Annotated in this window: 10 protein-coding genes; 1 reads left to right on the plus strand and 9 read right to left on the minus strand. The window is 66.5% G+C overall.

Translation table 11 applies throughout. The features are described 5' to 3' along the window. Positions 1-62 precede the first annotated feature (62 nt). The 9 genes from E5A73_RS20650 to E5A73_RS21535 all read right to left on the minus strand — a co-directional run bounded on the left by E5A73_RS20650 (position 63) and on the right by E5A73_RS21535 (position 22,320). A complete protein-coding gene (locus E5A73_RS20650; RefSeq protein WP_168356038.1) occupies positions 63-1,166 on the minus strand; it encodes a Hint domain-containing protein in 1,104 nt (367 codons plus the stop codon). A gap of 389 nt (positions 1,167-1,555) precedes the next feature. After that, on the minus strand, positions 1,556-14,662 hold the full coding sequence (locus E5A73_RS20655) for a filamentous haemagglutinin family protein (RefSeq protein ID WP_168356039.1): 13,107 nt from the start codon (positions 14,660-14,662) through the stop codon (positions 1,556-1,558). 118 nt (positions 14,663-14,780) lie between these two features. Beyond that, entirely contained in the window at positions 14,781-16,529 is a 1,749-nt protein-coding gene (locus E5A73_RS20660) for a putative porin (RefSeq protein WP_168356040.1), read from the minus strand. 94 nt (positions 16,530-16,623) lie between these two features. Then, positions 16,624-17,361 (minus strand): energy transducer TonB, encoded by a 738-nt coding sequence (locus tag E5A73_RS20665; protein WP_135965756.1) that lies wholly within the window; start codon positions 17,359-17,361, stop codon positions 16,624-16,626. Between the two features lie 6 nt (positions 17,362-17,367). After that, positions 17,368-17,778, minus strand: a complete 411-nt coding sequence (locus E5A73_RS20670) for an ExbD/TolR family protein (RefSeq protein WP_135965757.1) — start codon at positions 17,776-17,778, stop codon at positions 17,368-17,370. A gap of 22 nt (positions 17,779-17,800) precedes the next feature. Then, a complete protein-coding gene (locus E5A73_RS20675; protein WP_135965758.1) occupies positions 17,801-19,582 on the minus strand; it encodes a MotA/TolQ/ExbB proton channel family protein in 1,782 nt (593 codons plus the stop codon). Between the two features lie 23 nt (positions 19,583-19,605). Then, positions 19,606-21,327 carry a ShlB/FhaC/HecB family hemolysin secretion/activation protein gene (locus tag E5A73_RS20680; protein ID WP_135965759.1) on the minus strand — a complete coding sequence of 574 codons (1,722 nt, stop codon included), beginning with the start codon at positions 21,325-21,327 and terminating at the stop codon, positions 19,606-19,608. Positions 21,328-21,346: 19 nt separating this feature from the next. Next, positions 21,347-22,093, minus strand: coding sequence for a helix-turn-helix transcriptional regulator (locus E5A73_RS20685; protein ID WP_168356041.1), 747 nt, complete (start codon positions 22,091-22,093; stop codon positions 21,347-21,349). A gap of 23 nt (positions 22,094-22,116) precedes the next feature. After that, a complete protein-coding gene (locus E5A73_RS21535) occupies positions 22,117-22,320 on the minus strand; it encodes a hypothetical protein (protein WP_168356042.1) in 204 nt (67 codons plus the stop codon). 261 nt (positions 22,321-22,581) lie between these two features. Here E5A73_RS21535 and E5A73_RS20690 point away from each other — a divergent pair, with 261 nt between their 5' ends. Beyond that, positions 22,582-23,283, plus strand: coding sequence for an STN domain-containing protein (locus E5A73_RS20690; protein ID WP_135965761.1), 702 nt, complete (start codon positions 22,582-22,584; stop codon positions 23,281-23,283). Positions 23,284-23,341: the final 58 nt, after the last annotated feature.

Genomic DNA, 23,341 nt, shown 5'->3' on the forward strand with positions numbered 1-23,341 from the left:
CGAGCAAAGGAGAACTCCTCGCCGGCGAAGGCCCGGGCAGCGACTAGGCCTTCGCCAGGATGTCACGCCACGATACGGAGCGTCGGCAATGTCCTGGTCCACGACGGGGCGACCATCGCGAGCTCCACCTCGAGCATGGCCGGTCCGGCCCGGTCGAGCTTGAGCGTCGCCGCGCCGTCGGTCCAGCGCCAACCAAGCTGCTCGTGCTGCTCGAGAGGATGGAAGCCGTTGCCGAAGGCTTCGGCATCGAGCGCGATCGTCTCGCCGTCCACCCGCAACTGCGACACCGCCACGCCGAGCCGGCGGTGGTCAGTGAGGCCGGGAACCAGTTGCGCCAGCACGCCCCAGGTCGAGCGCAGCGTCACCTCCGACGCCGTGGGGATCGCGAACCAATGCCGGTTCGCCGCCGCGTGGAGCGATGCGATTTCGATCCCGTCGACGACGATCGAAAGGCTCGCCTCCTCGGTCCGCACCCAGCCGAGCCCCTCCGCGCGCGCATGGAGCCGCTGCTGGATCTCGACCAGCTGCGGCCCCGCCGCGACCATCGGTGCGCAGGCATCGTCCCAGCTCTTGGGGTCGAGCCGGCCGTGCAGCGCAACGGCTTCGCCCGAATTGGCGAAGCTCGCGCGGTTGCCATCGTCGAGATAGCTTTCGCAAGGAAGCCCCTCGGCGAGCAGCACATCGTGCGTGTCGAGCTCGATATGGAAGTAGCGGATCGATTCCACGCTTTCCTGAATGATCGTCGCGCCGTTGACGAGATGGCCGACGGGCACGAGCACCCCTTCGACATGGACCGCATGCCCGGGTGACAGCCGCACGTCGCGCTCGGGAACGCTCGGCGCGAAAGCATGCGCCTTGACGCGAACCGGATTCACTTCGCCCGGGCGCGGATAGCGCGCGGGAAACGCGGTCATCCAGCCGACCCATCTGATCGCGCGCTCCTGCCCCGCCGCGGTCAGCACCGCGTCGCCGACGGCGAGCTGCTCCACCGCGCGTCCACCTGAGGGGGTGAGGATTTGCGTCCCCTCCGCGAAGCAGATCGGATAGACGCTCGGATCATAGCCGAACGTCACGGGGAAAGTGAAAGCACCCGCGGAGAAACCATCTTCGCTCAAGACGGCGGCGCCATAGCCGCTGTCCATCTGGTCGACCGTAAAGTAACGCATGTCCGGAAATAGCATACGGTAAAGCAAAATACCGTCCGGGGAAAATCCGATGATCGCATATTGTTGCGGACCGCCATAGATAGGATTAATCTGGTTGGCGAACGATATGGTTCCGAATATTGGCGGAATATAATCAGCGCCGTTGCTGTATCCAGCTGTGTAGGTATAGCTGTCTACGGTCAGCTGCCCGGGATCGTATACTTGATTTATTCCGTATGCCTGGATTTTATCTCCGACCCGAGAAATATCGGAGAAGCTCGCCGCTCCAAGATCCCCTGAGTCAAAAATCACACCGTTCAGTTGTGATAGCTTGCCATTAAATGGGTTATTAGGATCGCCGGCCATTTCAGGTCTCCAATCAAAGAATTGTAACTCGCGAACTTATACGATCACTGCTGAATGCTCTGCCCCGGCACGCAGTCCGGATCGTCGCTTCGATTGCGATCCTCGCAACGGCCGTCGGTCACCGGTCCGAGCACGTCGACCGTGATGATCGAGCGACCATCAGCGGGCGGCTGCGCCGCGCGGGTCACATCGCGAAGCTGCGCCTGCACTTCGTTGGCGCCGTTGGGCGTCACGGCGACGTTGGTGATGCCCTGACTCGGCACGCCGGAGAGGTCGCCCGCCGCCTTGAAATTATCGGCGTTGGCAACGCGCGCCGCCGCCACGACCACATTGCCGGAGGCGCGGACGCCGGCGTCGCCGGCATCGACCTCGCCCACCGGCGCGATCAGGATCACGTCCGAGGCCAGGTCTTCAGGCGTGCGCTTGAACGTGCCGATGCCCGCGCCGGAAACGCTGCCCGCGCTGTTGATCTCCGACAGACCGTTCTCGTCGAACCGCAAGGCGATCGGCGGGAAGTTCGACGCGCTCTTGGGTCCCTGACCAGCGTTGAGATCGCCGTTGGACGACCACATGACGATGTCGCCGCCCTGCTGGGTGAAGGCGCGGCTTTGGTTAAGGATGAAATTGCCGTCGGTGAACGCGCGCAGTTCGCCGCCGCGCAAGGTCAACAACCCCTCATAGCCCAGAGGTATGGAGAGGAACTGGGTTCCGCTAATCGACTGGACTCGTCCCGACTCGAGCGCTGGCGGCAACCCGGCCAGCACCGGCCCGAACGCAGACGCTCGCCGTGCAGCCTGTTCTGCAGTGCGGACAATCGAACCGGCGATCATGTCGCCGCCCGGACCGAGTATGGTGATGTTTCCGCCGCGCGCCGTCTGGATCGTTGCGAGACGGAGGTCGACGCTGCCGGTCGCGATCCGGTCGGCCTTTTGCGGCTGGCCGTCGACGACGTTGCGTACCGGCTCGCCAAGCGGATGATCGGCGGAGACCGTCGAGGGATCGAGCGTGTAGGGCGCGAGATTGTCGGTATAGCCCAGGCTTGCGGGGAACAGCGTCTGGATGGCGCGATAACCGCGGATATATTGCTGGAACGACGCTCCGCTTCGATTGCCGACCTCGGCGATCTCGTTGAAATACAGGCGGTTGATCAGGAAATCCTGCTGACGCAGCAAGTCGATCCCGACGAACGCCCGATAGAGCGCCTCGGCGCGGCCATAGGCGGCCTCGGCGAGCGCAGCGCCGCTTGCGAAGCCCGCGTCGCCAAAAATGGCGGCGAAGGCCTCGGGGGCATGGTCGCGGAGCCATTCGGCGAGCAACGGCGCATAGATCGGCTTGCTGCGGTCGGGCCGCTGATTGCCGAAGGCGTCGGTGATCTGCGCGAAGAGGTCGCCGTCGAGCTTCGCGAAGTTTTCGGGATCGAGATAAGTTTCGCGCAGCGCCGCGTAATCGGCGCCCGCCGCCATACCGAACCGGACCTGAAGGTCTGCCCCCTGGTCAGTCAGCCACGGATTATACTCGTTGCCGATCGTGCGAACGCCACCGGCGAAGCTGTAGATCTGCGGGCCGGCTTCGATATCGACGGAGCTGGCGAACGGCCCGACGTCGCCACCCGCCTCGAGGATGAAGCTCCCCGGCCCACCGAGGATGAAGTTGTTCGACCGCACAAAGGGCCGCAGATCCGAAGTTGAGCCGATGGTGCCGAAGATGTCGCCGCCTGCCCGGATGCGGGTTACATCGTCCGCAGTCAGATTCTGTCCGTTGAAGAACATGTCGACTATGTCGCCGCCGGCGGTGATCCGCGCCTGCTTGGGCAGGAAGATCGCCGAATTGACGATGTCGCCGTTGCTGTAGATCCGCACCGGCTCGGCGTCGCCCGAATGCGTAATGCGCCGGTTGTGCTGGGCGCGAAGCTGCGCGTCGGTCGTGGTCGCGACGACATAGGGGAATTGATAAGGCGTGCCGGAGACGGTGCTGGTGAACGCCCCGGCGAGCAGCCCCGGATCCACGTCGCTCATCGCAATCGCCAGATCCTGGAGGTCGCCGTCGCTGAACAGACGAAGCTGGCCGATCGAAGAAGGATAAAGCAGCTGCTGCGGCTCCGCGGGCAGCACGACATTGCTCGACAGCGAGGTGAGCGACACGGTCGGCGGGAGAACCTGGATAAAGGCGGGAGGTGGCCCGCCGACTCCGCCGGCTAATCGAGGCTGTACGCCATAGTCCCAATTGCCGAGAAGCAAGGGTGGCGCCATTTCAAGCTTCTCGTTGGCCGAGATGCCGATCGCCGCGGCCGGGCTAAAGAATCCGGCAGAATTATAGTCCTGCTGCGCCGCGCTATCCACACCCAGCGCAGACGCGCTGGCCAGCGTCACCGCACCCTTCGCCGAAACGCCGACCACTGCATCGGCAAGACGGATCCGCGCATATTGACGCGGGATCACGTCGCCGACACCGACTCCGATCGGCTCGAGGCCGAAGGCGCCGATGCTGCGCTCGGCATGAATGCTGCCGGTGCCCGAGGCAACGTCGAACCGGCCCGCCAGGATGTCGCGCCCCGCGGTCAGTGCGAGATTGCCGTTGCCAAACGACAGCATGGCCGCGCCCGCGGCGGTCGGCGCGGTGGTGACGCCGTTGTCGAGCGCGACGGTGAGCTCGACCACGTCGCGCCCTGCCTCGATCGTCACGTCGCCGCCGGCGAGCGCGCCGACTCCCGAAGTGAAATAGCGTGGAGCGATGCCGATCTCGGTATCGAGGCCGACGCCGCCGGTACGCCACCGCTGGCTGATCTGGCCGTTCGTCGCGCCGGCAGCCAGAAAGCGTTCGCTCCAGACGTCACGGGTGCCGAGCACGTCTCTTCCGGCAGCCAGGGCGATGTCGCCGCCGCCCCAGGCCAGTACCGGCTGGGTGTCCGACAATCCTCTCGGCGTGGGGATGAAGTCGCGCTTCTCGGTCGCGGGATCCAAATAGGGGCTGTCTGGGCGGATCGAGACCAGTCCGCCTCCGGCAATCCGCGCGCTGACATCGGCCTTCGCCACCCGCGCGCCCGCGGTGTAGATCGCCGCCGCGGAGAAATCCGCCGACGCATTGGACGAAGGGATGGCGGGGGAGCCGAAACTATAGTTCGGCGCCGCGGTGGCGGTTCCGTCCGGCCGGCGATAGACCGTCGCGTCGCGATTGGTGAGGTCCGCGGCGCCGCGCAGGTCGATGTCGCGCGCCGCCGCAACGTCGATTGCGCCGTCACCGGTTCGCACATAGGAACGGACATAGGCCTGATCGGCGCTACCGTAGCTGGTGATTGGCGGCGTCCGGTTCGCCGCATAGCCCGTCCGCCCGCTCGCGAGGCCGGCGACATAGGTCGGCTCGAACGATTGCAGGAAGCCGATGATCTCCGAAAGCGGCGCGGTGATCCCGGTCGGCTGGGCAGGCGACCCGCTAAAGCCGTAGCCCTTGCCCGCGAAGTAAAGCAACGCAGCTGCACGCGCATCGGCGCCCAACCCCGTCGAGTTGCCCCAGTTGAGCTGGGTATAGGCATCGCTGCGCAGCTGATCGAGTTGCGCGGTCGGGTCGCTGAGGTCGAGCGTGTCGCCGATGTTGAAGTCGATCGGGGTGGTGCCCGCCGGGCGCTGGAGCCGGAACTGGAGCGGATCGTCGAAGCGGACCGTCCCCGTCGCGGTAAGCCGATAGCCATATTCGCCCGCCACGATCATGTCGGCGTCCAGCGCCCGATCGACATATAGCGGGTTCGCGGACAAGGCGTTGCCCGCGCCGGCGACGAGCCGCAGATCGGACGAATGCATCGCGACGTCGCCGTCGAGCAGCGGGAAAAGCTCGGCAAAGCCCAGCGAGTCGCCCGTCTCGCCGCCGCCCGCCGCACCGTTGCTCGCCAGCGCGAGCGGCGAATTGACGAAGCGATCGGCGCCGAGGAGCGTCCCTTGCCCGGCCTGCGCGCTGAGCGAGATCGTCAGCGTGCGGGTTCCCCCGGGGTTGCCCGTTGAATAGCCGGGGATGTCACCGCAGGAGCCGGTGGCACCGCCGCACGAGAATTGGAGCGCGGGCGAATAGCTGCGGTCGCCGCCGCCGAGCTGCCAGTTGATATAGCCGGCGTTCGATTTGTCGCGGAAGCTGAAGAAGCCGTCGCTGATGCTGCGGTTGACGATCAGGTCGCCGCCTGCCCGCAGCGTCACCACTGGCGCCTCGCCCCGCGCCGTGCCACCGGTGCGGTAGAGGAAGGTCGCGAAGCGATCGAGCAGCGCGCCTTCTTGCCCCGGAACCACGCGATACTGGGTCTGGCCGCCGGTGCTCAGCTCGGGAATGACCTCGATCACGCCGGCACTCAGCGCCGCATCGAGCTGTGCGGGCGAGAAGCTTGCCGCAGCGAGATTCCACTGCGTCGTCGTCTTGATGCTGCCGTCGGACGCCAGCTCGATGCCTGGGCGCAGGCGCACGCCGTCGAGGCTGCTGCCGTCGAGCGTGGTGACGCCGAAATCCTGGATGAAGCGCACCACCGACGAACCGCCATCGGCAAGCGCGAAATTCTCGGTGAACGGATTGAACTTGCCGCCGGCCGCACTGCTCGCCGCCATGTCGAGCAGCAGTGTGCCGTTCGCGTCGCGGCTGATCCCGGAATAGAGTCCGCTGCTCGCCAGCGCGTCGAGGTCGTAGCGCTTGAAGGCTTCGAGCTGGACCGTGCTCGCGCCCTGGATCGAACCGCGCGGGCTGACCGCGACCTTGTCCTCGCCCGCCCCGAGAACCGGCGCGCGCAGACGGACAATCCCGCCGGCATCGGCCGCCGCATAGCGATATACCGTGACCGAATTGCCGGTCGCCGGATCGGTGATCACCTGCGGGACCAGCCGCGCGCCGGTTTCGCCCGCGCCCCGAGCCGTCTGGGTGCGACGCGCGCCGACATCGATGATCGCGCCGTTCGCGATGTCGATCGCCGCATCGGCGGATTCGATCCCGATCGTCACGTCGCCGGCGGAGGCGACCCGGCTGTCCGTGTCGGCATAGCCGCTGGTATGCGTGTCGAGCTTCGCGGTCGCGGCGAGCGCCACGCCATTGCGTCCCCAAAGCGCGATGTCGCCGCCGTCGACCGCGGCGTTGCGCGCCTGGTCCGCGGTCATCCCCGCCACGTTCACGCCCGAGGTGTCGATCGTCCCGGCGATCACGATCCGCCCGCCGTCCGCAGTCAGGCTGACGCGCTTCGCATCGAGCGTCTGGCCCGCCGCGAGCGCGAGATCGCCCACGCCGCTCCGCACCGCCAGATCGCCGCCGAACAACCGGCCGTACCGCGTCACGAAGCCGCTCAGATCGAAACTCGCACGGCCCGAATCATAGGCGAACGAGCTCTGGCGATTGCCCTGCACCCCGGGGTTGAGCGTCGCGTCGAGCCTGATCGCGCCGTTGCCGGCGAGGAGATTGAGCGCTCCCGCCGATCCGGTGCCGCTGTCGACGATCAACGTGCTCGCCGCGTCGGCGGTCAGGTTGCCGCTCTTCGACAGAAGGTTGATCGTTCCGCCGCCCGCGGACACGGTCACGGCATCCACGCTGTCGCCGAAGGTCTTCTCATAACCCGGCGTCGACAGCGTCGCGCCCGATAGTGTGATGTCGCCCTTCGCTTCGACGTCGATGATGCCCGCGGAGGCGCGGATCAGGCTCCCGACGATCGCCGCGGAGAGCACGGGCGCATCCTTCGTGCCGATATTGATGCTGGCGCCGGGCGCGGCGTCGCCCGTCGGCACCGGGACGGAGGCCCCTCCCGGCGCGGTCAGCGTGAAAGCCGCGTTGGTGAGGAAACTATATTCGGGCCGCACTTTCTGCGCGCGCGGATCGGCGAGCAATGCGCGATCGGCGAGGAATGGCGCACGCAGCGCGAGCGCGGCGTTTCCGGCCGAGAAGGATCCCTTGCCCTCGACATACATGCCGCCGCTCGCGGCGAGCGTCACAGAGTCCGCGAAGCCGGAGGCCCGCACTGCGTTGGCGCCGAAGCTGAGCGTCGCGGCATTGAGCGTGAGGCTGCTCGCCTCGCCGCAGAAGCCGGCCGTGCCGCAGCCATCGGCGCTGCCCGCCGCGTTGCGCAGGCGAACATCGCCCGCATCGATCGCCACTGCGCCATCGGCGGCGATGCCGGCGACGCCGGCGAGCGTCGCGGTATCGAGGACCAGACCCTTGAAGCGATGCGTGCCCGCCGAGAAACGGATCGCGCCCGGCGAACGCACGGTAAGCTGGCGGGCGGCGGCGAGCTTCGCCTCGAGACCCGCGCCGATGACGCCGGCCTGCCCCGCTGCCTGCCCGCTCGAGTCGAACTGGATCGCGCCGCCGCTGATCGCAATCCGGTCGGCGGCGATCGCGGCCTCGTCGGCGACGGCGAAGATCCCGCTGGTGTCCAGCGCCAGCGAAGTGCCGCTGATGCTCGCCGCGCCGATCTGGATCGTCGACGCGCCCGTCGCGGACCGCGAAACGAGGCGTTCGGCGCCATTGGCAAGCCGTAGCAGCGAGCCCGCGGTCAACGCTGTATAGTCGGTTGCCGGTTGTGCGCCGAGCGCGCCGCTGGCCCTGAGCGTCACGCCGTCCTCGATGGTCAGCGTCGAGCCGGCGCCGCCCACCGCGAGCAGCAGCTCGGGCGTGTCGAGCGTCACGCCGTCCTTGAACAGGATCGAGTGCGCGCTCGCATTGATCGCAGTGGTGCCGTCGGCGGCGTCGCGGCGCTGGCCGCCGATCAACAGGCTGGTCGCGCCCAACGCTGCCAGGGTCGGTGCGCTGACCGTCAGCGCACCGGGCGTCTGCCGGCTGTCATCCGCAGCGATGACGACGTTCGCGCCGAGCAGGTCGAACTGCCCGCCCTGTCCGCCTTCGGCGGCACGCGTGTCGAAGAGGCCCGCGATGCGAAGCTCGGTGAGCGGACTCAGGATCACCCGCGCCGCATCGAGCGGCAGCCGCGGTCGCGCGATGCCCTTGCCCGCAGCTGTCTTCACCAGCGTTTCGGATCCGCTCGTGGTGACGATGTTCGAATATTTGAGGAAGCTGTCGCGGCTCTGCACGGTAAATCCGCGACGCGACGATTCGGCGATGCCGGTGCCTGCATAACCATAGCTGCCGCCGACGACGATGCTGCCGTCGAGCATCGTGGCGCTCTGCCCCGGCAGCGGCGCGCCCGTGCCGCTATTCTCGACGAGGCGCAGTGCGCCTGGGATCGCCACCGCATATTTGGCCGGGATGAGCAGATATTCGCCCGCGGGCACGCCCGGCGCGCCGTCGAGCTTGACCGTCATGCCGGCATTCGCGCCATAAAGATCGACTGGACCCGCGCTGCCATAGTCCGCCGAATAAAGCGGGTCGTAGAACGCGATCTTGTTCGCCTGGCTCACCGGCACCAGCGCGAAGACCTGGCGGTGGTCGGCATATTGATAGCCGTTGCCGGTGATCGAATCGAAATCGTTGCCGCTGAACGGATCGCGGTTGATCCGGTCGAGCACGTCGCGCGAGCCGCCCACGCCGGACTGGAACTCATAGGCGAAGACGTCGCCGCCGCCGCGCCCGTCGACCCGGGCGCCGGTCTCTTCGACGATCGAGGCGGCCGAGAGATTGAGCTGGCCGGTCGGCAGCCGAGTGATCGGCGTCGGTATGGTGGGGAAATAATATTCGATGAGGTCGGTGGTGCTGCCGTAGGGGATGTTGAGGCCCGCACCCGAGACGGTCGTGACGCTGCCCGCCCCGAAGGTCAGGGACTGCGTGGGATCGTTGGAGATCACGATGTTGTCGGGACCCGTCACCACGCCGTTCGATCCGAGCTCGATCAGTCCGAGCGGCGCTGCCAGATAGCCGTTCTGCGCGATGCGCGAGGCAAGGACGCGAATGTGCGTTCCGGCCGAAAGCGGCACCGGCGCGCCCGCATCGAGCCAGGTGTTGCCGAAGGTGATGCTGTGATTGCCCGCCGCCACGATGTCGAAGGGCTGCGACACGTTCGCGGGGCGACCTTCCAGCAGGGCCTGCAGATTGCCCGTGCCGGTGGTGGCATAGGTCCGGCGGGCGTCGATCAGCAGGTCGCCATTGGCGATGAGCCGGCCGTCATAGGCGACCTCTCCGGCGTCGCCATCGTTAACGCCGATGAGACGCATATCCCCGGAGGTGCGGAGCGCAACCGAGGCGATCGAGCGGTCGAAGCCGACGCCGCCGGCCAGATCGATCCCCTGCCCGCCCGCGATGAACTCGACCGAAGCATCGCCGACTGCGACCTGCGGGATCTGGACCGAGCCCAACCGGCTCGCCAGGCGTACATAGGACGCGCCGACCGACGCATGCGTGCCTGCCGTCGCCGAGACATGGACCTCGGCGTCGGGACCGAACAGATTGTCCGTCGCGGGATCCTGCGAGAGAACCATCAAGGATTTGCGCAGCGACAGCGAGAAGTCGCCATCGAGCGTCAGCGCGTTGCGCGCGATCAGACTGTCAAAGCCGCTCGCGGCGATCGTGCCGGCAGAGAGATAGTCGGTGCCGCCGCTCGCATCCGAGCCCAATGTCGGCCGCAGCCATTCGAGCGTGCCGCCCTGCGCCTGCGCCACGCCGCCACGCGCGTCGAGCGCCGTGGTGCCGAGCGATCCCCCGCCCAGCGCCGAGATCGTGCCCGCCTTGCTCCATTCGAGATAGGGAGCGAAGTTGCCGAGTCCGGTGGTCTGATCGAGAAAGGCGCTGGTGCCGCTGATGTCGAGCGCCGCGCCGTCCCGTCGCGTGAAGCTCTTCGAGTCCAGCGCGGTCGTGCTTGCGCCGAACAATGTCGTGCGGCTGACTGCAAGTCCGGCACGCAGCTGGACGCTCCCGCCGTCGAGCACACGCCCCGCCCGGATCTGGACACCGCCCGGCTGGAACGGCGCGCGCGGATTGAAGACCGCGACGCCGGACAAATCGGTGACGCTGCCGTCGTCGAGGACGATGCCCTGGGAGGCATCGAGCCGCCCGAGGAAATGGATCAACCGATCGGCGCCATCGCGCGAGACGAGTTCGCGGTTGGTGATCACGCGCCCTGCGGCTGCGGGATCGGTGACGCCGGCGGCGTTGAGCGCATTCTCGTCGAAACGACCGAGCGCGTCGGTCCCGCCGCCGAATGCGTCCGCCAGTCCGTTGCCGCCCAGATCGGCGGTACGTACCCCAAGGCCGCCGATCACGAGATCGTTGGGAAGATCGTTGCGTTGCATGATCTTGCCGCCACGGAGCGTGATGGTGCCGCCATTGTAGAGTTTGCCGACGGTCAGGCTCGCCTCGGGGGCGCCGGTGATCGTGCCGCCGGCGAGAATGTCGAGCTCGGTAAGTCCGCCGAGAACGAGGTGCGCCGCTTTCCGGTCCCACGCTGCATCCATTCTGGTCGGCGTGAGAAGCGACTGTGCCCGCAAGTCCGCGTCGGTGGCGAGCCCGCGGAGCCCGAGCGCCTGGTCGGCGGTCAGCACCGAGGGCAGCAGCCACTGGGTAAGGTCGAACGTCTCGCCCGCACGCACTTCGAACCGCGTCGTCTCGAGGAACGCAGACTTGCCGGCGCGGGCGTTCGTGAAGATGTCGTCGACGATTCGCGAGCGATAGCTGCTGACGTCGAGCGTCCCGAACCCGGTCTTCCGGAAGAAGTCCAGGCCGATATGCGTCGCGCCTGCGCGATTGTCGGAGCCGAAGCTGATGTCGGGCGCGACCAGGGAGAAGGTTCCGCCGCCGGCGAAACCGAAACCGAGAATCGAAGCATTGGCTATGTCGACCGTGGCGCGCGGGTCGGGCACCAGGCTGGGCAGGACCGCCCCGCCGAACGGGAGGCTGACCGGAAGCGGCGTGAAGTCGACCGACTGGCTGTCGCCGCCGCCGAGCGGCTTGTCCGAATGCGTGGTCTCTCCCGTCAGGCGGCCGCTGTCGGTCAACGACGTTGCCGCATAGACGGTGGCGGCGGCGAGCGAAACATCGCCGCCCTTGCCGTCGAGGAGGAGACTTCCCGTCGTCGTCGCATAGCCGCCGGACATCACGTTGAGCGTTCCGCTGACGCGCACGCTTCCGCTCAGGTCGATCGCCCGGGTGGCGGTATCGAGGCTGGTGCCGATTGCCGAAAAGAAGTTCGGTGCCGCGGTCAGGCTGATGCTGCCGCCGTCGCGGAAGGCGCCGCCGCGCGGCGCGCCCTGCTCGAGATAGTCGTTGACCCAGAGTCCGGCGGTCGACAGCGCTCCGGTGACGATCACGTCGAACGGATTGAGCGCTCCGGGATCCGCGTCGTACAGCCGCTCAAGATCGTCGCCCGCGCCAATGCCGTAGAGCCCGGTGCGGAATGCCGATCCATTGGGGTTCGACCGTTGATCGAGCGAGGCATAGGTCAGCGTACGGGCGTCGATTGATCCCGAGTTGGCCGTGACGAGCCCATCGAACCGGATCGTGCGTCCCGCGGTGACGGTGAGCGCCCCCCCCGGCGCCAGCGCGAGGTTCGACACGCCCGTGATCCGCAGCTGATCGGGCGTCTGCAGGGTGAACGGCACAGCGCCCGCGAAAGTGACCGATCCCTTCGCGTCGAGCGACAGCGAAGACAATCCGGAGCCGCTCAGCATCGAATCGCTCAGCAACAGTTCGGCCCAATCGGATTCCGCCGCTCCGCGCTCGCCATGATAGACCAGCATGTCGCCGAAGCTTTTGATCGACACGCCGCCGCCCGAAGGCAGTTCGTACGGCGAGCGCTGGAGGCGCCTGACGTCGCCGGCAAGCTTGCTCGCCAGGCTCGGGCGATCTCCCATGGCGGTCTGGTGCGAGCCGGCAAAGGCATTGCCATAAAAGGTGCCGTCCACCGCCACTGCCGCCGCGTCGATCGTCAGCGTGCCCGCATCGCGTCCCTCGTCATAGGCGGCATCGAGCCGTTGTCCCTGGCCCGACGCGCTGAGATAGGTGCGCAGCACGCCGAAGCGGGGCTGGACCTCGGTGAAGCCGTCGACCACGCCGACATAGACATCGTTCGGATCGGCCTTGCCGATGTCGACGATCCGCCCGTCACTGGCGATCAGCCGGCTCGTCCGCACCGTTCCCGGGGCATAGCTGGTCCAGCCGCCGGAGAAATCGATCGTCGCGTCGCGCGCGATATGGACGCTGGGTGCAGTCGCGGCGGAGAGATTGTCGCGGATGAGCGGCTCCGAGGTCAGCAAGCTGACGCTGCCGCTCCTGGTCATGAATTCCTGGGCAGTGACGCCGATCTGGCTGGCGAGGCTGCCCGCCTCGATCAACGGCGAGCCGACCCATGCGACGCCGTCCGCGCGCACGCCCGAGAGCCGTGGATCGACGTAGAGCGTCGCGCCGTTGAGCGTGAAATTGCCATCGAGCGCCACTTCGCGATAATTGGGGGTGTCGCGCAGTTCGTTGCGCTTGACGGGAGTGATCTCGATCGAATTGCGCGAGGCGGCGAGCTGCACGTCCTTGTAGCCGCTGACGTCGATCGTCGCGCCGCTGCCGATCTCGATCCGCCCGCGCGGCAGGTTCACCACGGCGCCAAAATTCACGCCGGGCGTCGTCGCGCCCACCGACACATTCGCTCCGGGCGCATAAATCAGCGCGTTCTGACCCATGGTGAAATTGGTCGAGCGCAAGGCGCCGACAGGCGCGTCGCGCAGCTGGACCTGCATGCCGATCTCGAGCTGCGACGTCTTGAAAGTGGCAGGTTGGTTCGCCGAGCCTTGCGGAATGGTCTCGTTATTGTCGTCCGCGATCATTTCGATCCCGCTCGCTTTCGCGGGATCGGCGCTGCCGCCGAGGAGGATCTCGGCCGCGGTGATCGAGATCTTGCCGTTGCGCGAGACGCTGGTGGTGGTCGAGAGCAGCCCGCGCGACTCGATCGAGCCGAACTCCCAGGTGCCGAGCGACAGATAGCCGCGCCGCGACTCGATGATGCCGGTTATCAGGATCCGGCCGTCGCCCGGGATCGGATCGCGCGGCAGCTGGTCCCCGCTTCCACCATAGACGAAGCTGTTGAGCTTGTATCCGCGGACATTGGGGTCGGCGCTGGTCGCCGTGCCGGTGGACTCGATGAAGCTCACCGCGCGACCGGCCTGCAGGCTGACTTGTCCCTCGACTGCGCGCAGCGTGCCCGCGCTTTCGATTTCGGGGGCGGCGAGGATGAGGAATCCGCCGGTGCCGGTGCTCAACTGCGCCCCTGCGTCGACGAGGACGGCACCTTCGACGTCGTTCCCGAACCGGACGACGGTGCCGTTCTGCTCGCCGAGGCCCGACACCAGCAAAGCCGCGCCATTCGCGTTCTCCAGCGTGACGTCCGCCGTGCGATTGCCGAGGGCGAAAAGACCATTGTCGAGATAATAGTCGTTACGATCCTTCACCGTCGCGACGCGGTGGTTGATTCCTTGCACCTGGACCGCCGCATTGCCGAGCTCGAGCGTGCTCGCGAGCAGCGAATGGGTGTTCACCTGGCTGTTCTTGCCGAAGATGATGCCGGCGCGGTTGAGCACGACGATGGTACCGTCCGCCTTGAGATTGCCGAGGATCAGGCTCGGATCGGTGGCGTTGGTAACGCGGTTGACCGCAACCCAGCCCGGGCGCGCGACGCCGTTCTCCTTCTGATTGAACTGGAGCGTCGTGTTCGCGCCGACGTTGAACTTGTTCCACGAAAGCAAAGCCCGCTCTTTGGTTTGATCGATCGTCACCACGGTACGGCCGTCGACCACGGTCTGGCTCGGCAGTCCCGCCCCTTCCCACGTCTTGAGCCCCGTCATGTCGGCGGCAGCGCCGGCGCTGACCAGCAACTGGTTCGCGCGCGCGGCGTCGCCGGCCTTGGTCGCCGCGATCGCCTGGCGGATCGCCTCGGTCGGATCGAGGCCGTCGGAAGATAGGCCGTCGGTCACGCCGGTGCGCGTGACCGCCTGGCGCAAGGAACTCGCATAAGTACGGATCTGCGCGATCCGGGACTGGGTCGAGCGCTGGCGCGCCAGCGCGGCCTGCATCGTCGGCGAGCGCAGCGGCACCGCACCGGGCTGTTGTGCCTGGGGCCGCGGCGCGCCCGCCTGTTGCCGCAGCATCGCGCCCATGGTCTGGGCCCCGGCCGGGGTGCTGCCGAGGCTGCAGGCCAAAGTCGCCACGCTCGCGCCGAGCAGCAGCAGGCGGCGGCGAGCACGGCCGGACGACGGGACGCGACGAGGGATCATTGCAAAACTCCAGGCCGGGAATCGATGAGCAACAGGGACAGAATCGACGGCCCGCCGTCGCCGCGCCGGCCGCCATCGGCCGGATCGCGTGGACGCGGCGCGACGCGACGGCAGGCCATCAGAAGGCCACGCCGAGGTCGACGTGCAGCACGTCGATCGCGAGCGGTGCATCGACGATCTCGTTGGCGCTCAGCCAGCGCGCGCCGAGCGCGATTCCGTCGAACGGCGCCCATGCGCCTCCGATAACGAAGCCCTGCGCGTTGGTGCCGCCGAGATGGAAGTCGGAATCAGTGAAGCTGTCGGGAACGGCGTCGCTCTCGAGATATTTGTAGGCCATATTGACCGCCCAGGCGCCTTTGTGCGCGCGGCGCGGATTGACGCTGAACAGATTGGGATCGCCGATCGAGAGATAGGCGCCATAGCCCTGGTTCCCGCCGACGAAACGCGCCGCATCGGTTGCGTCGCAGGCGCCCTGAAGCGGATCATTGGCCGGATCCGAGAGCAGGACGTTGTTGAGCGGCGCGCCATCGGGACCCTCGGCACAGATGTTCTTCGGGTCGAATCCGAAATTGTAGAGATAGTTGCCGCTCAGCCTGGCGACGACGTTTTCGGATATCGGCACGCTCACCGAACCGTTCACATCGAGCACGCGATAGGCGAATTTGAGCCCCAGATATTGCGGCTGACGCGGATCGTTGGGATCGGGGTTGGCGGTGGTGTCGAACCGCCTCAGGAACATCAGCGTATTCCCCTTGGTCGCGTAGAGCGGGCGTAGCGCGTCGGTCGAGCATTCGACATTTTCGACCGAATAGATGTCGCACGGTGCCGAGACATGGCCGCGCAAATAAGTGAAATTGTGATACGCCGCCGCGAGATGTCCCTCGATGCCGCTCCCGAACTTCTTGCGGAGCTCGAACTGGCCGCTGAACATATAGCGATCGCGGAAATTGCGCTTGTCCGAAGAAGTCGAGGGATAGTCGGCATCCTCGAACATGATCGGGAATGCACCGCCGCGCACTGCTACGGTGAAGTCATCCTCGCCCAACAATTTGGCGAGGTTGGCCTCACCGTAGAGCCCGTCGAGCGCAAGGTCGGGATCGAACATCAGATCGGTAGTGCGGAAGGGATTGTCGAACCGGCCGAGCATTGCCGTCAGCCCCGGCACGAGCTCGCCCTTCACATAGGCATTCTGGAGCCAGAGATCGCGCTTGCGAAAACCACCGGTGAGCGTTGCATTGGTCGAGATCGGCCCGGGATCGTCGCCGGTCGCGAGCTGGAAGCCGAGCTGGAAGCGCTCGGCGATCGTCGCCTCGACTCCGATCCGCGCGCGGATCTGCATGTTGTTGCGCTTGTCGCGCGTGGTGTTGATCCGTGGTGCGAGCTGCCGCGTGAGGTCGATCGGCCCGATCTCATTGAATTCGGGTACGTCGATATAGTCCGGCGAATTGTCCGCCGCATAGAAAGCGGATGCCGAGCGGAAGCGGAAGTCGCCGTGGATCCGGATATTGTCGACCCAGTCGGGCGCAGCCTTGTCGGGCGCAGCCCAGCCTTCGGCTTTGGCCTGCGCCATCACTTCGGTGCGCAATTCGTCCTTGATCTGCGCGCGAACCGTCTCGGGAACATAGGGGACGCGCACGGTGCCAGGCGGCGGCGGGGGCAAATCCGCAGCCGCCTGCTGGTTAGACGCCGGTGCAGTCCGCGCCAGCTCTGCACGGGCCTGCGCGGCTTCGGCCTGTGCCTGATCCAGCAACGCCCTACCCTTTTCCGGCGTCAGCACGCCTTGCTCGATCAGCAGCCGAACGAGGTTCACCATCGCGCTGTCAGACGGCTGCGCCTCCTGTGCCAGCGCGGGCGTCGCCGCCAGCATGGCGAAAGCCGCCGCGCCGCATCGCCAGCTGCGAACCAATCGGTCAAAGTTTCGATGCCCTGACATTCCCAATCCCTTTTGCTCGCGGCGTCGCTCAGAGCGCACGCCGACCCCGAACCGTGATCTTGTATGGAAAGGACATTGCCGGCGGCGGCGGGTCGAGCCGCGCCGCGCGCAGGACTTCCACCAGCCGCTGCAACGTCGCCTCGTCGTCGCGTCCACGCGACTCTATCAGCCGCGCCCCGCTCACCTGCCCTTGCGCATTGACCGTCAGCAGCAAATCGGCGGAGAAGACGAGCCGATTGAGCCGGTCGTCCCCGGAGACACGCCGTTGCAGCGCGCTGCTCAGATAGCTGCGATAGACGCCCAGCCCCATGCCGCCGCCACCGACCTTCGCACCGCAATGGGTCCCGAGGCAGGTCCCCCCGCTCGAAGGCGCGCCGATCCCGCCGCCGGAGCCGGCGCTCAGGCCGAAAGCGTCGTTCCCCGCCTCGGCGGGAGCGTTGATCGAAACCGGCGCCGCCTGCGGCTGCGGCTGCGGTGCCTTGGGCGCCTCCACCGGGGAAGGCTGCGGCTGCTCGGTCGGCTCGGGGCGCTTTTCCTTGAGCTCCGGTGGTGGCGGCGGCGGCGGTGGTGGGGGGGGCAGCGGGACGACGTCGATGACCGACTTCGAATCCTCGGTGACCCGCACACCGCTCACTGCGGTGAGCTGGGTGTAGACGAACCAGGCGAGCAGTCCGAGCAGCAGCAGGCCGACGCCGTAGGGCAGCACCTCGCGGACCGGCGACCGATCCTCGAATGCTTCGTAGCGCTCGGGCTGCATCGTGGTCATGCGAATTCAGGACGCGCCGGCGGGCTTGCCGGTGACCAGGCCCACCTTGTTCAGATCGAGCTGGCGGCACAGGTCCAGAACCTGCGTCACCTTGCCGTACTGCGCGGTCTGATCGCCCTTGAGCACGATCGGCACGTCGGGATTGCTCGCCTTGGCGCTGCGCAGCCGGGTCTCGAGATCGGCGAGCGTCACCGGGAAGGCGTCCATGAAGATTTGCCCGTCATTGGTGACCGTGATCGCAATCGTCTTGGGCTGGACCAGGCTCTGCGCCGCGCTCGCCTTGGGCAGGTCGACCTTGATCCCCTGCACCGACGCGGTCGCCATTAGGATGAAGATGACGAGCAGCACGTAAGCGAGGTCGAGCATCGGGGTGATGTTGATGTCGTCATAAGCCTTGCGGCCCTTGTTGATCTGCATGGCGGCTCTCCCCTTTCCGCGCTCACTCGGCCGCCTGGAGCGCGGCGGCGGGCGCCGGCGTTCCTTCGGTCTGCATCTCGGCGAGGCGGGTGATCAGTCGATCGACGAAGACGCGCATCTCATCCGAGAGCGCCGAGATCCGGCTGTTCAGATAATTGTATCCGAACAGCGACGGGATCGCGCAGGCGAGTCCCGCGATCGTCGCCATCAGCGCCGCGGCGATGCCGGGGGCGATCGCGTTGACGTTGACGTCCCCGGCCAGCGCGACGCCGGCGAAGGTGTTCATGACGCCGAGCACGGTGCCTAGCAGCCCGATGAACGGGCCGCCCGAGATCGCGATGGTGAGCAACACCAGCCAGCGGTCGAGCTTCTGATTCTCCTCGACCACGACTGCGTCGACCGCGGCGCGCATCGCCTCGACGCTCTCTCCCGAGAGCGGGCGATGCCCGCGCACCGCGCGCCGCACATCGAGCTCGTCCACCCCCGTCTCGTAGAGCCGCCCCAGCGGCGACTGCCCGATCACCGCGAGCTCGCGCGGGCCGATGCCGTCGACCTGCTTCATGCTGACGAGATGCTCGTGCAGCGCCCGGAAGCGCTTCAGGAACACGCCGTTGGCGCGGACTGACCGGTTGATGTAGCTGACCTTGAAGACGATCACGACGAGCGCCAGCGCGAGGATCACCAGGCACAGCCCGATGATGAACGCGTCGATCATCTCCACCTTGCCCAGTACATAGACGAAGGAGCCGCCGCCCGCGCTCTGCCGTTCGGCGGTGCCGGCAACTGCGATCAGCTTGTTGTTCGGACCTTCGGCTTGCGCGCTCGCGAGGAGCATCGCCGCGGGCCGCGCGGTCTTCGCCAGGCGAACCTCGTCGAGCTCGCCCACGAATGGCCGCCCCGCAGCACCGCCGAGCGCGATCGGCCCCTCGAGCGCCGGGAGCGCGCCCGGCCCCGTTCCAGCCTCGATGCCGTTGACGTAGAGGCGCATATTCTGGCCATCAGCGACGAAGCCGAGATGTGTCCATTCGCCAGCCTTGAGCGCCGCGCCCGCCTGGATGCGCTGTGCGCCAACCAGCGCGAAGGGCGCCCCGTTTGCGAGGCCGACGATCAGCGGTCCGCGCGCGAAGACAGCCTGCTCGCCTGCCGGCTGATCGGCCCGCACCCAGGCAGTCAATGTGAACGGTGCGCCTGCCGGCATCGTCAGCGACGGCGTTGCGGGAACGACGAGCTCGCCCTGCCCCTGGAATCGCGCGGCGCGCGCGATGACGCCGTTGTCGTCGGTTGCCGGCACCGCATTCTGTGCATTATTGCCATTGGCCGTCAGATCGGCCGCGGGCTTTCCGCCAGCCTCGCTGAAGTGATAGGCAGCGATCGTATCCGGATCGTACGTTCGCGCGACATCGCTTCCTGCCGGCGCGTTCTTGTTGCCGAAATAGATCCACAGCTGGCGCTTCTCGCCGCCGTTGAGGCTCGGCACCGACACCCACAAGGTCGCGATGCTGTTGGCCGCGTCATATCGCTCGATGTGGAAAGGCACCGGCGTCTTGCCGTCGCTGTCGACGATGCGAAGGTCCGCGCCGTTCTCAAGCGCGTCGCCAAAGGTGAAATTGCCATCGTGGAGCCGTACCAGCAGCACCGCACGACCGATCGTCCCACTCAGATTGCCGCCGGTCGGCGACGTGTCGACCGTGACCATCCGCCGGTACGGCCAATCCTTGTTCCACCAGCCAGCGTCCGTCTGCGCGAAGGCAGGAGTGGCGATCGCGAGCAACGCGATCAGCCATGCTAGAAAGTTGCGGCCCACGTTCGATCCCCATTCTGCCCAGGTTAGAATTCGCCCTTCAGCGAGAAACTGTATCGCGGCTCCCCCCGCTCGGTGGCCGGGCCGGCGCGCAGCGGCACTCCGACCACCAACTCGCCGGTGAGCAGCTTGAAGACCTGCAGTCGGAAGCCGCCGCCGATCCCCGCGATGCGGAAATCGTCGGCCTGTCCGGTAGCAGGTGCACGCAGGCGTGCGAGACCGGCGTCGAGGAAGGTGAAGAGGCGAAACTCGTCGACGAAGGATCCCAGCGACGGCGCGAGGCTCGGCGTGCGCATCTCGATCGACGAGACGAAACCGTCGTCACCGACCGCTTCGGAGACGTAATAGCCGCGCACGCTCGACATGCCGCCGATCGAGAATTGCTCGTTGGTGACGAGGCTCGAATCGGCGAGCTGCCCGGAGAAGCGCAGCGCGAGCTGGAAGTCCTCGATCAGGCTACGCGTGTAGTTGAGGTCGAGATTGAAATGGACGAAGTTCTCGCTCGCGTCGATCGCACGTCCAGTGAACTGGTCCGCGACCACCCCGATCTCGCCATTGCCGCGCGCGCAGGTGATGATGCCGGGGGGCGGTTGCGGGGTGTCGAAGGGGCTGTCGAAACAGGCGTCGCGCTTGACGACGCGGAGCCCGGCGGTGGCCGCGAACGTGAGGCCGAAACTCGTCGTCTCGTCCGATCCGCCCATCGAATATTCGCCGACGAGCGGAAGATAGCGGATCTGCGTCGGCTGCAGCGCCAATCCGTTCAGCGAGATGTTCTCCTCGAACACCTTGACGTCGGGCCCGAAGCTGATCTGCTGGAACAATTTATCGCCCGGCAGCCGATAGGTGACCCGCGCGCCGATCTGATAGCCGTTGCCGAGCACGTTGGTTCCGCCCAAAGCGGCGACGTTGCTGTTCGATTTGTAGCCGTAGAACAGAAACGACCAGGGCGTGCCGATCAGCGGCGCATTGTACGAGGCCGAGAGCACCGCGCTCTGATCGATGTCCTGCGGTGTGAGCGAGCTGGTGATCGACAGCGTATGCCCCTGCCCCCACAAATTGGTGTGCCGCAGCGTGCCGCTGAGGCGCAGCGGCCGCGTATTGGGGCTGCTGTCGTTGTTGAGCTCGATGCTGGCATGGATCGGCGCGCTGTCCTCGACCTCGAGGTCCACGTCGACCGTTCCCGGCGTGGCGCCCGCCTTAAACCGCGGACTGATCGCACGATCGGGAAAGCGATTGGCCGCGGCGATGTCGCGCTGGAGCGCGGCGATGTTGATCGGCTGCCCTTCGACGAGCGACGGCACCTGCGCCCGCGCGACCTCGGCCGAATGATGCCGCGCCTCGACGACTTGGACGCGTCCCAGCGGGGCTTCGCGCACCGCGATCTGGACGATGCCCTGTCTGAACAACTCGTCGGGCTGGATCGGGATCTCGACCTCTACCGCCTCATAACCTTTTGCGGCATAGGCCTGCTGCAGCGCCTTTTGCGCGGCAGTGACGTCGTCGGTGGTGCGATCCGGGCCGAGATGGGGATAGACGAGGCGTTCGATCTCCGCACCGCTCAGCTTCGTCGCGCCCGAGACGTCGATCGCCACGATCATGAATTTGGCGGGTGCCTCGCGCGGGGTTGCGTCGTCCGCCGCCGGAGCCGGTTCCTGCTGCGCCGGAGCGTCCTGCGCGAGCGCCGCGCCGGCGCTGCCTGCGGCCAGCGCCAGGGCAGCGCCGAAGCGCGGCGCGGCGAATACCAGCATGGCGGGAGGCGCTCGCATCTCAGACCTGGATCAGACCGGCACCGACCGCGATTGCGACGGCGTGAATCTTGTTGGCTGCGCTGAGCTTCTTGCTCGCACGCGCGACGTGGAGCTCGACGGTGCGGACGGAAACCCCGAGCTTGGCCGAGGCATCGGCGAGCGTGTCGCCGAGCGCAGCGAGCCGCAGGCAGGCGATTTCGCGGTCGGAGAGCGCCGGTCCCAGTGCATTGCTCGCCGAAAGGATCGCCTTGGCGAGAAGATGGAAAGCAAGCGCCTGCATCGCCAGCGACGGCATCTGCGTGTCGATGAGATGCACCGCCTCCTGCTCGGCGCCGCCGAACAGGATGAGGCAGGCAGGCCCGGCGGGGTGATCCTGAACCGGAGCGGTGACGCCCGCCGGCCAGTCGTGAAGCTGCTGCGACGCATACCATTCGCGCTGCGCCGGAGTGAACGCGTCACCCTCGCGGTTCGACCAGGCGAAGGGCAGGAAAGTGATCAACATCGCCTCAAGGCCAGCTTTGTCGGTCATCCAGAGATCGGCACGATCTTCGTGGGTCGACAAGAATCGCAGCAGCTTCCAATGCTGCCCACGCTGCCCCAGATGGAGGTGTCCGAGATGCATGTAGCGCGCGCCGCGAAAGCCGCGCTGCCTCGCATATTCGGCGAGCCATTGCCGGAGCTGCGTCGCTGTCATGCATTGCGACAGATCGCCGACCAGCGAAGACAGCGATGCCGCGGCGGTCAGCCCGACCCGATCGGCAGGCATGACCGAATCCTCTGCAACACGACTCACGTGGCGCGCAAAGGCGCTGCTCGCAAACATCTCTCAATCCCCGCCGAACCACCAGCCTCACCAGATGGACACCGGGGAAGAACCATTTTGGCAAAAGTTTTTTGTTGCAAATTAATTACAATTTCGCCGGGAAGCCAAATTTCAAATAAATATTTGATATTTTCCTGAACAATACCGACGCGATATTTGGACCATTTCAAGAACAGTTTTCACATCGTCGACAACGAACTTTTGAATTGAAATTGTTTTTCTAATAGTTATTTTATATTAGTTTCATTGAACCAAAGGAACGGGCGTTTATATTTGCACGTCGCCCGCAACCAGTGTCATGGCTCCCAGCCTCGCCGGTCGACTGACTTGCCCGCGCTCTGAAGGAATTCAGGTTTCACCGAACACCGTCCAAGCCCGCAATGCACGCCGCAACTCGCAAACCGGCGTTCGTGGCCCTATCCTGATCGGCGATGGCCGCGCTGACCCTTTTCGGCAAATATCCGGTATGTCTGGCCGTTGCTGCGATCAGCATGCCGCCATTCGCGACCACGTTTGCGCATGCGCAGACGATCGGTGCCGACCAGCGGGCCGCCTTCGACATTCCCGCCCAGCCGCTCGACGCGGCGCTGGCGCAGTATTTCCGGGTGACCGGCGTGCAGCTGCTCTACGACAGCGCGCTCGCCACGGGACGTCGGTCGAGCACGGTGCGGGGCAATTACACCCCGCGCGAGGCGATGCGTCTGCTGCTCCGCGGAACCGGACTGGTCGCCCGCTACAGCCGCACGAACGCAGCGATCATCACCGCGCCCGAAGCGAGAGACGCGACCCCCCTGATCCCCCTGGGACGCGTGGTCGTGCGGGAGCAGATCACGATATCCCGGCCTACGACGATCCAGCGCATCGAATTTTACGGCCGTCTCGCCCACGAACTCCACGCTTATCTTCGCGACGACCGGCGCACGCATCGCCTGACGTTCGACATGCGCGCCTCGATCCGCATCGGCACCGGCGGCGCGCTCGAGCGAATCCGCATCGATCGGAGCAGCGGCGACCCGCTCGCGGATCGCCTCGTCGCCGAGGTTCTCGCCGGGAGGAAGGTCTCCACCCCGCCCGAGGGGATTGCGCAACCCTTGCTCGTCGCGCTGAAGGGTAGACGACGCGCCGGCGATTGAGCCGCGACCTGTGGTTTTCCCCAGCGATGCATCCGGTCGCCTCAACTAGCACCGCGAC

The organism is Sphingomonas gei (genome assembly GCF_004792685.1).
GTDB lineage: Bacteria > Pseudomonadota > Alphaproteobacteria > Sphingomonadales > Sphingomonadaceae > Sphingomonas > Sphingomonas gei.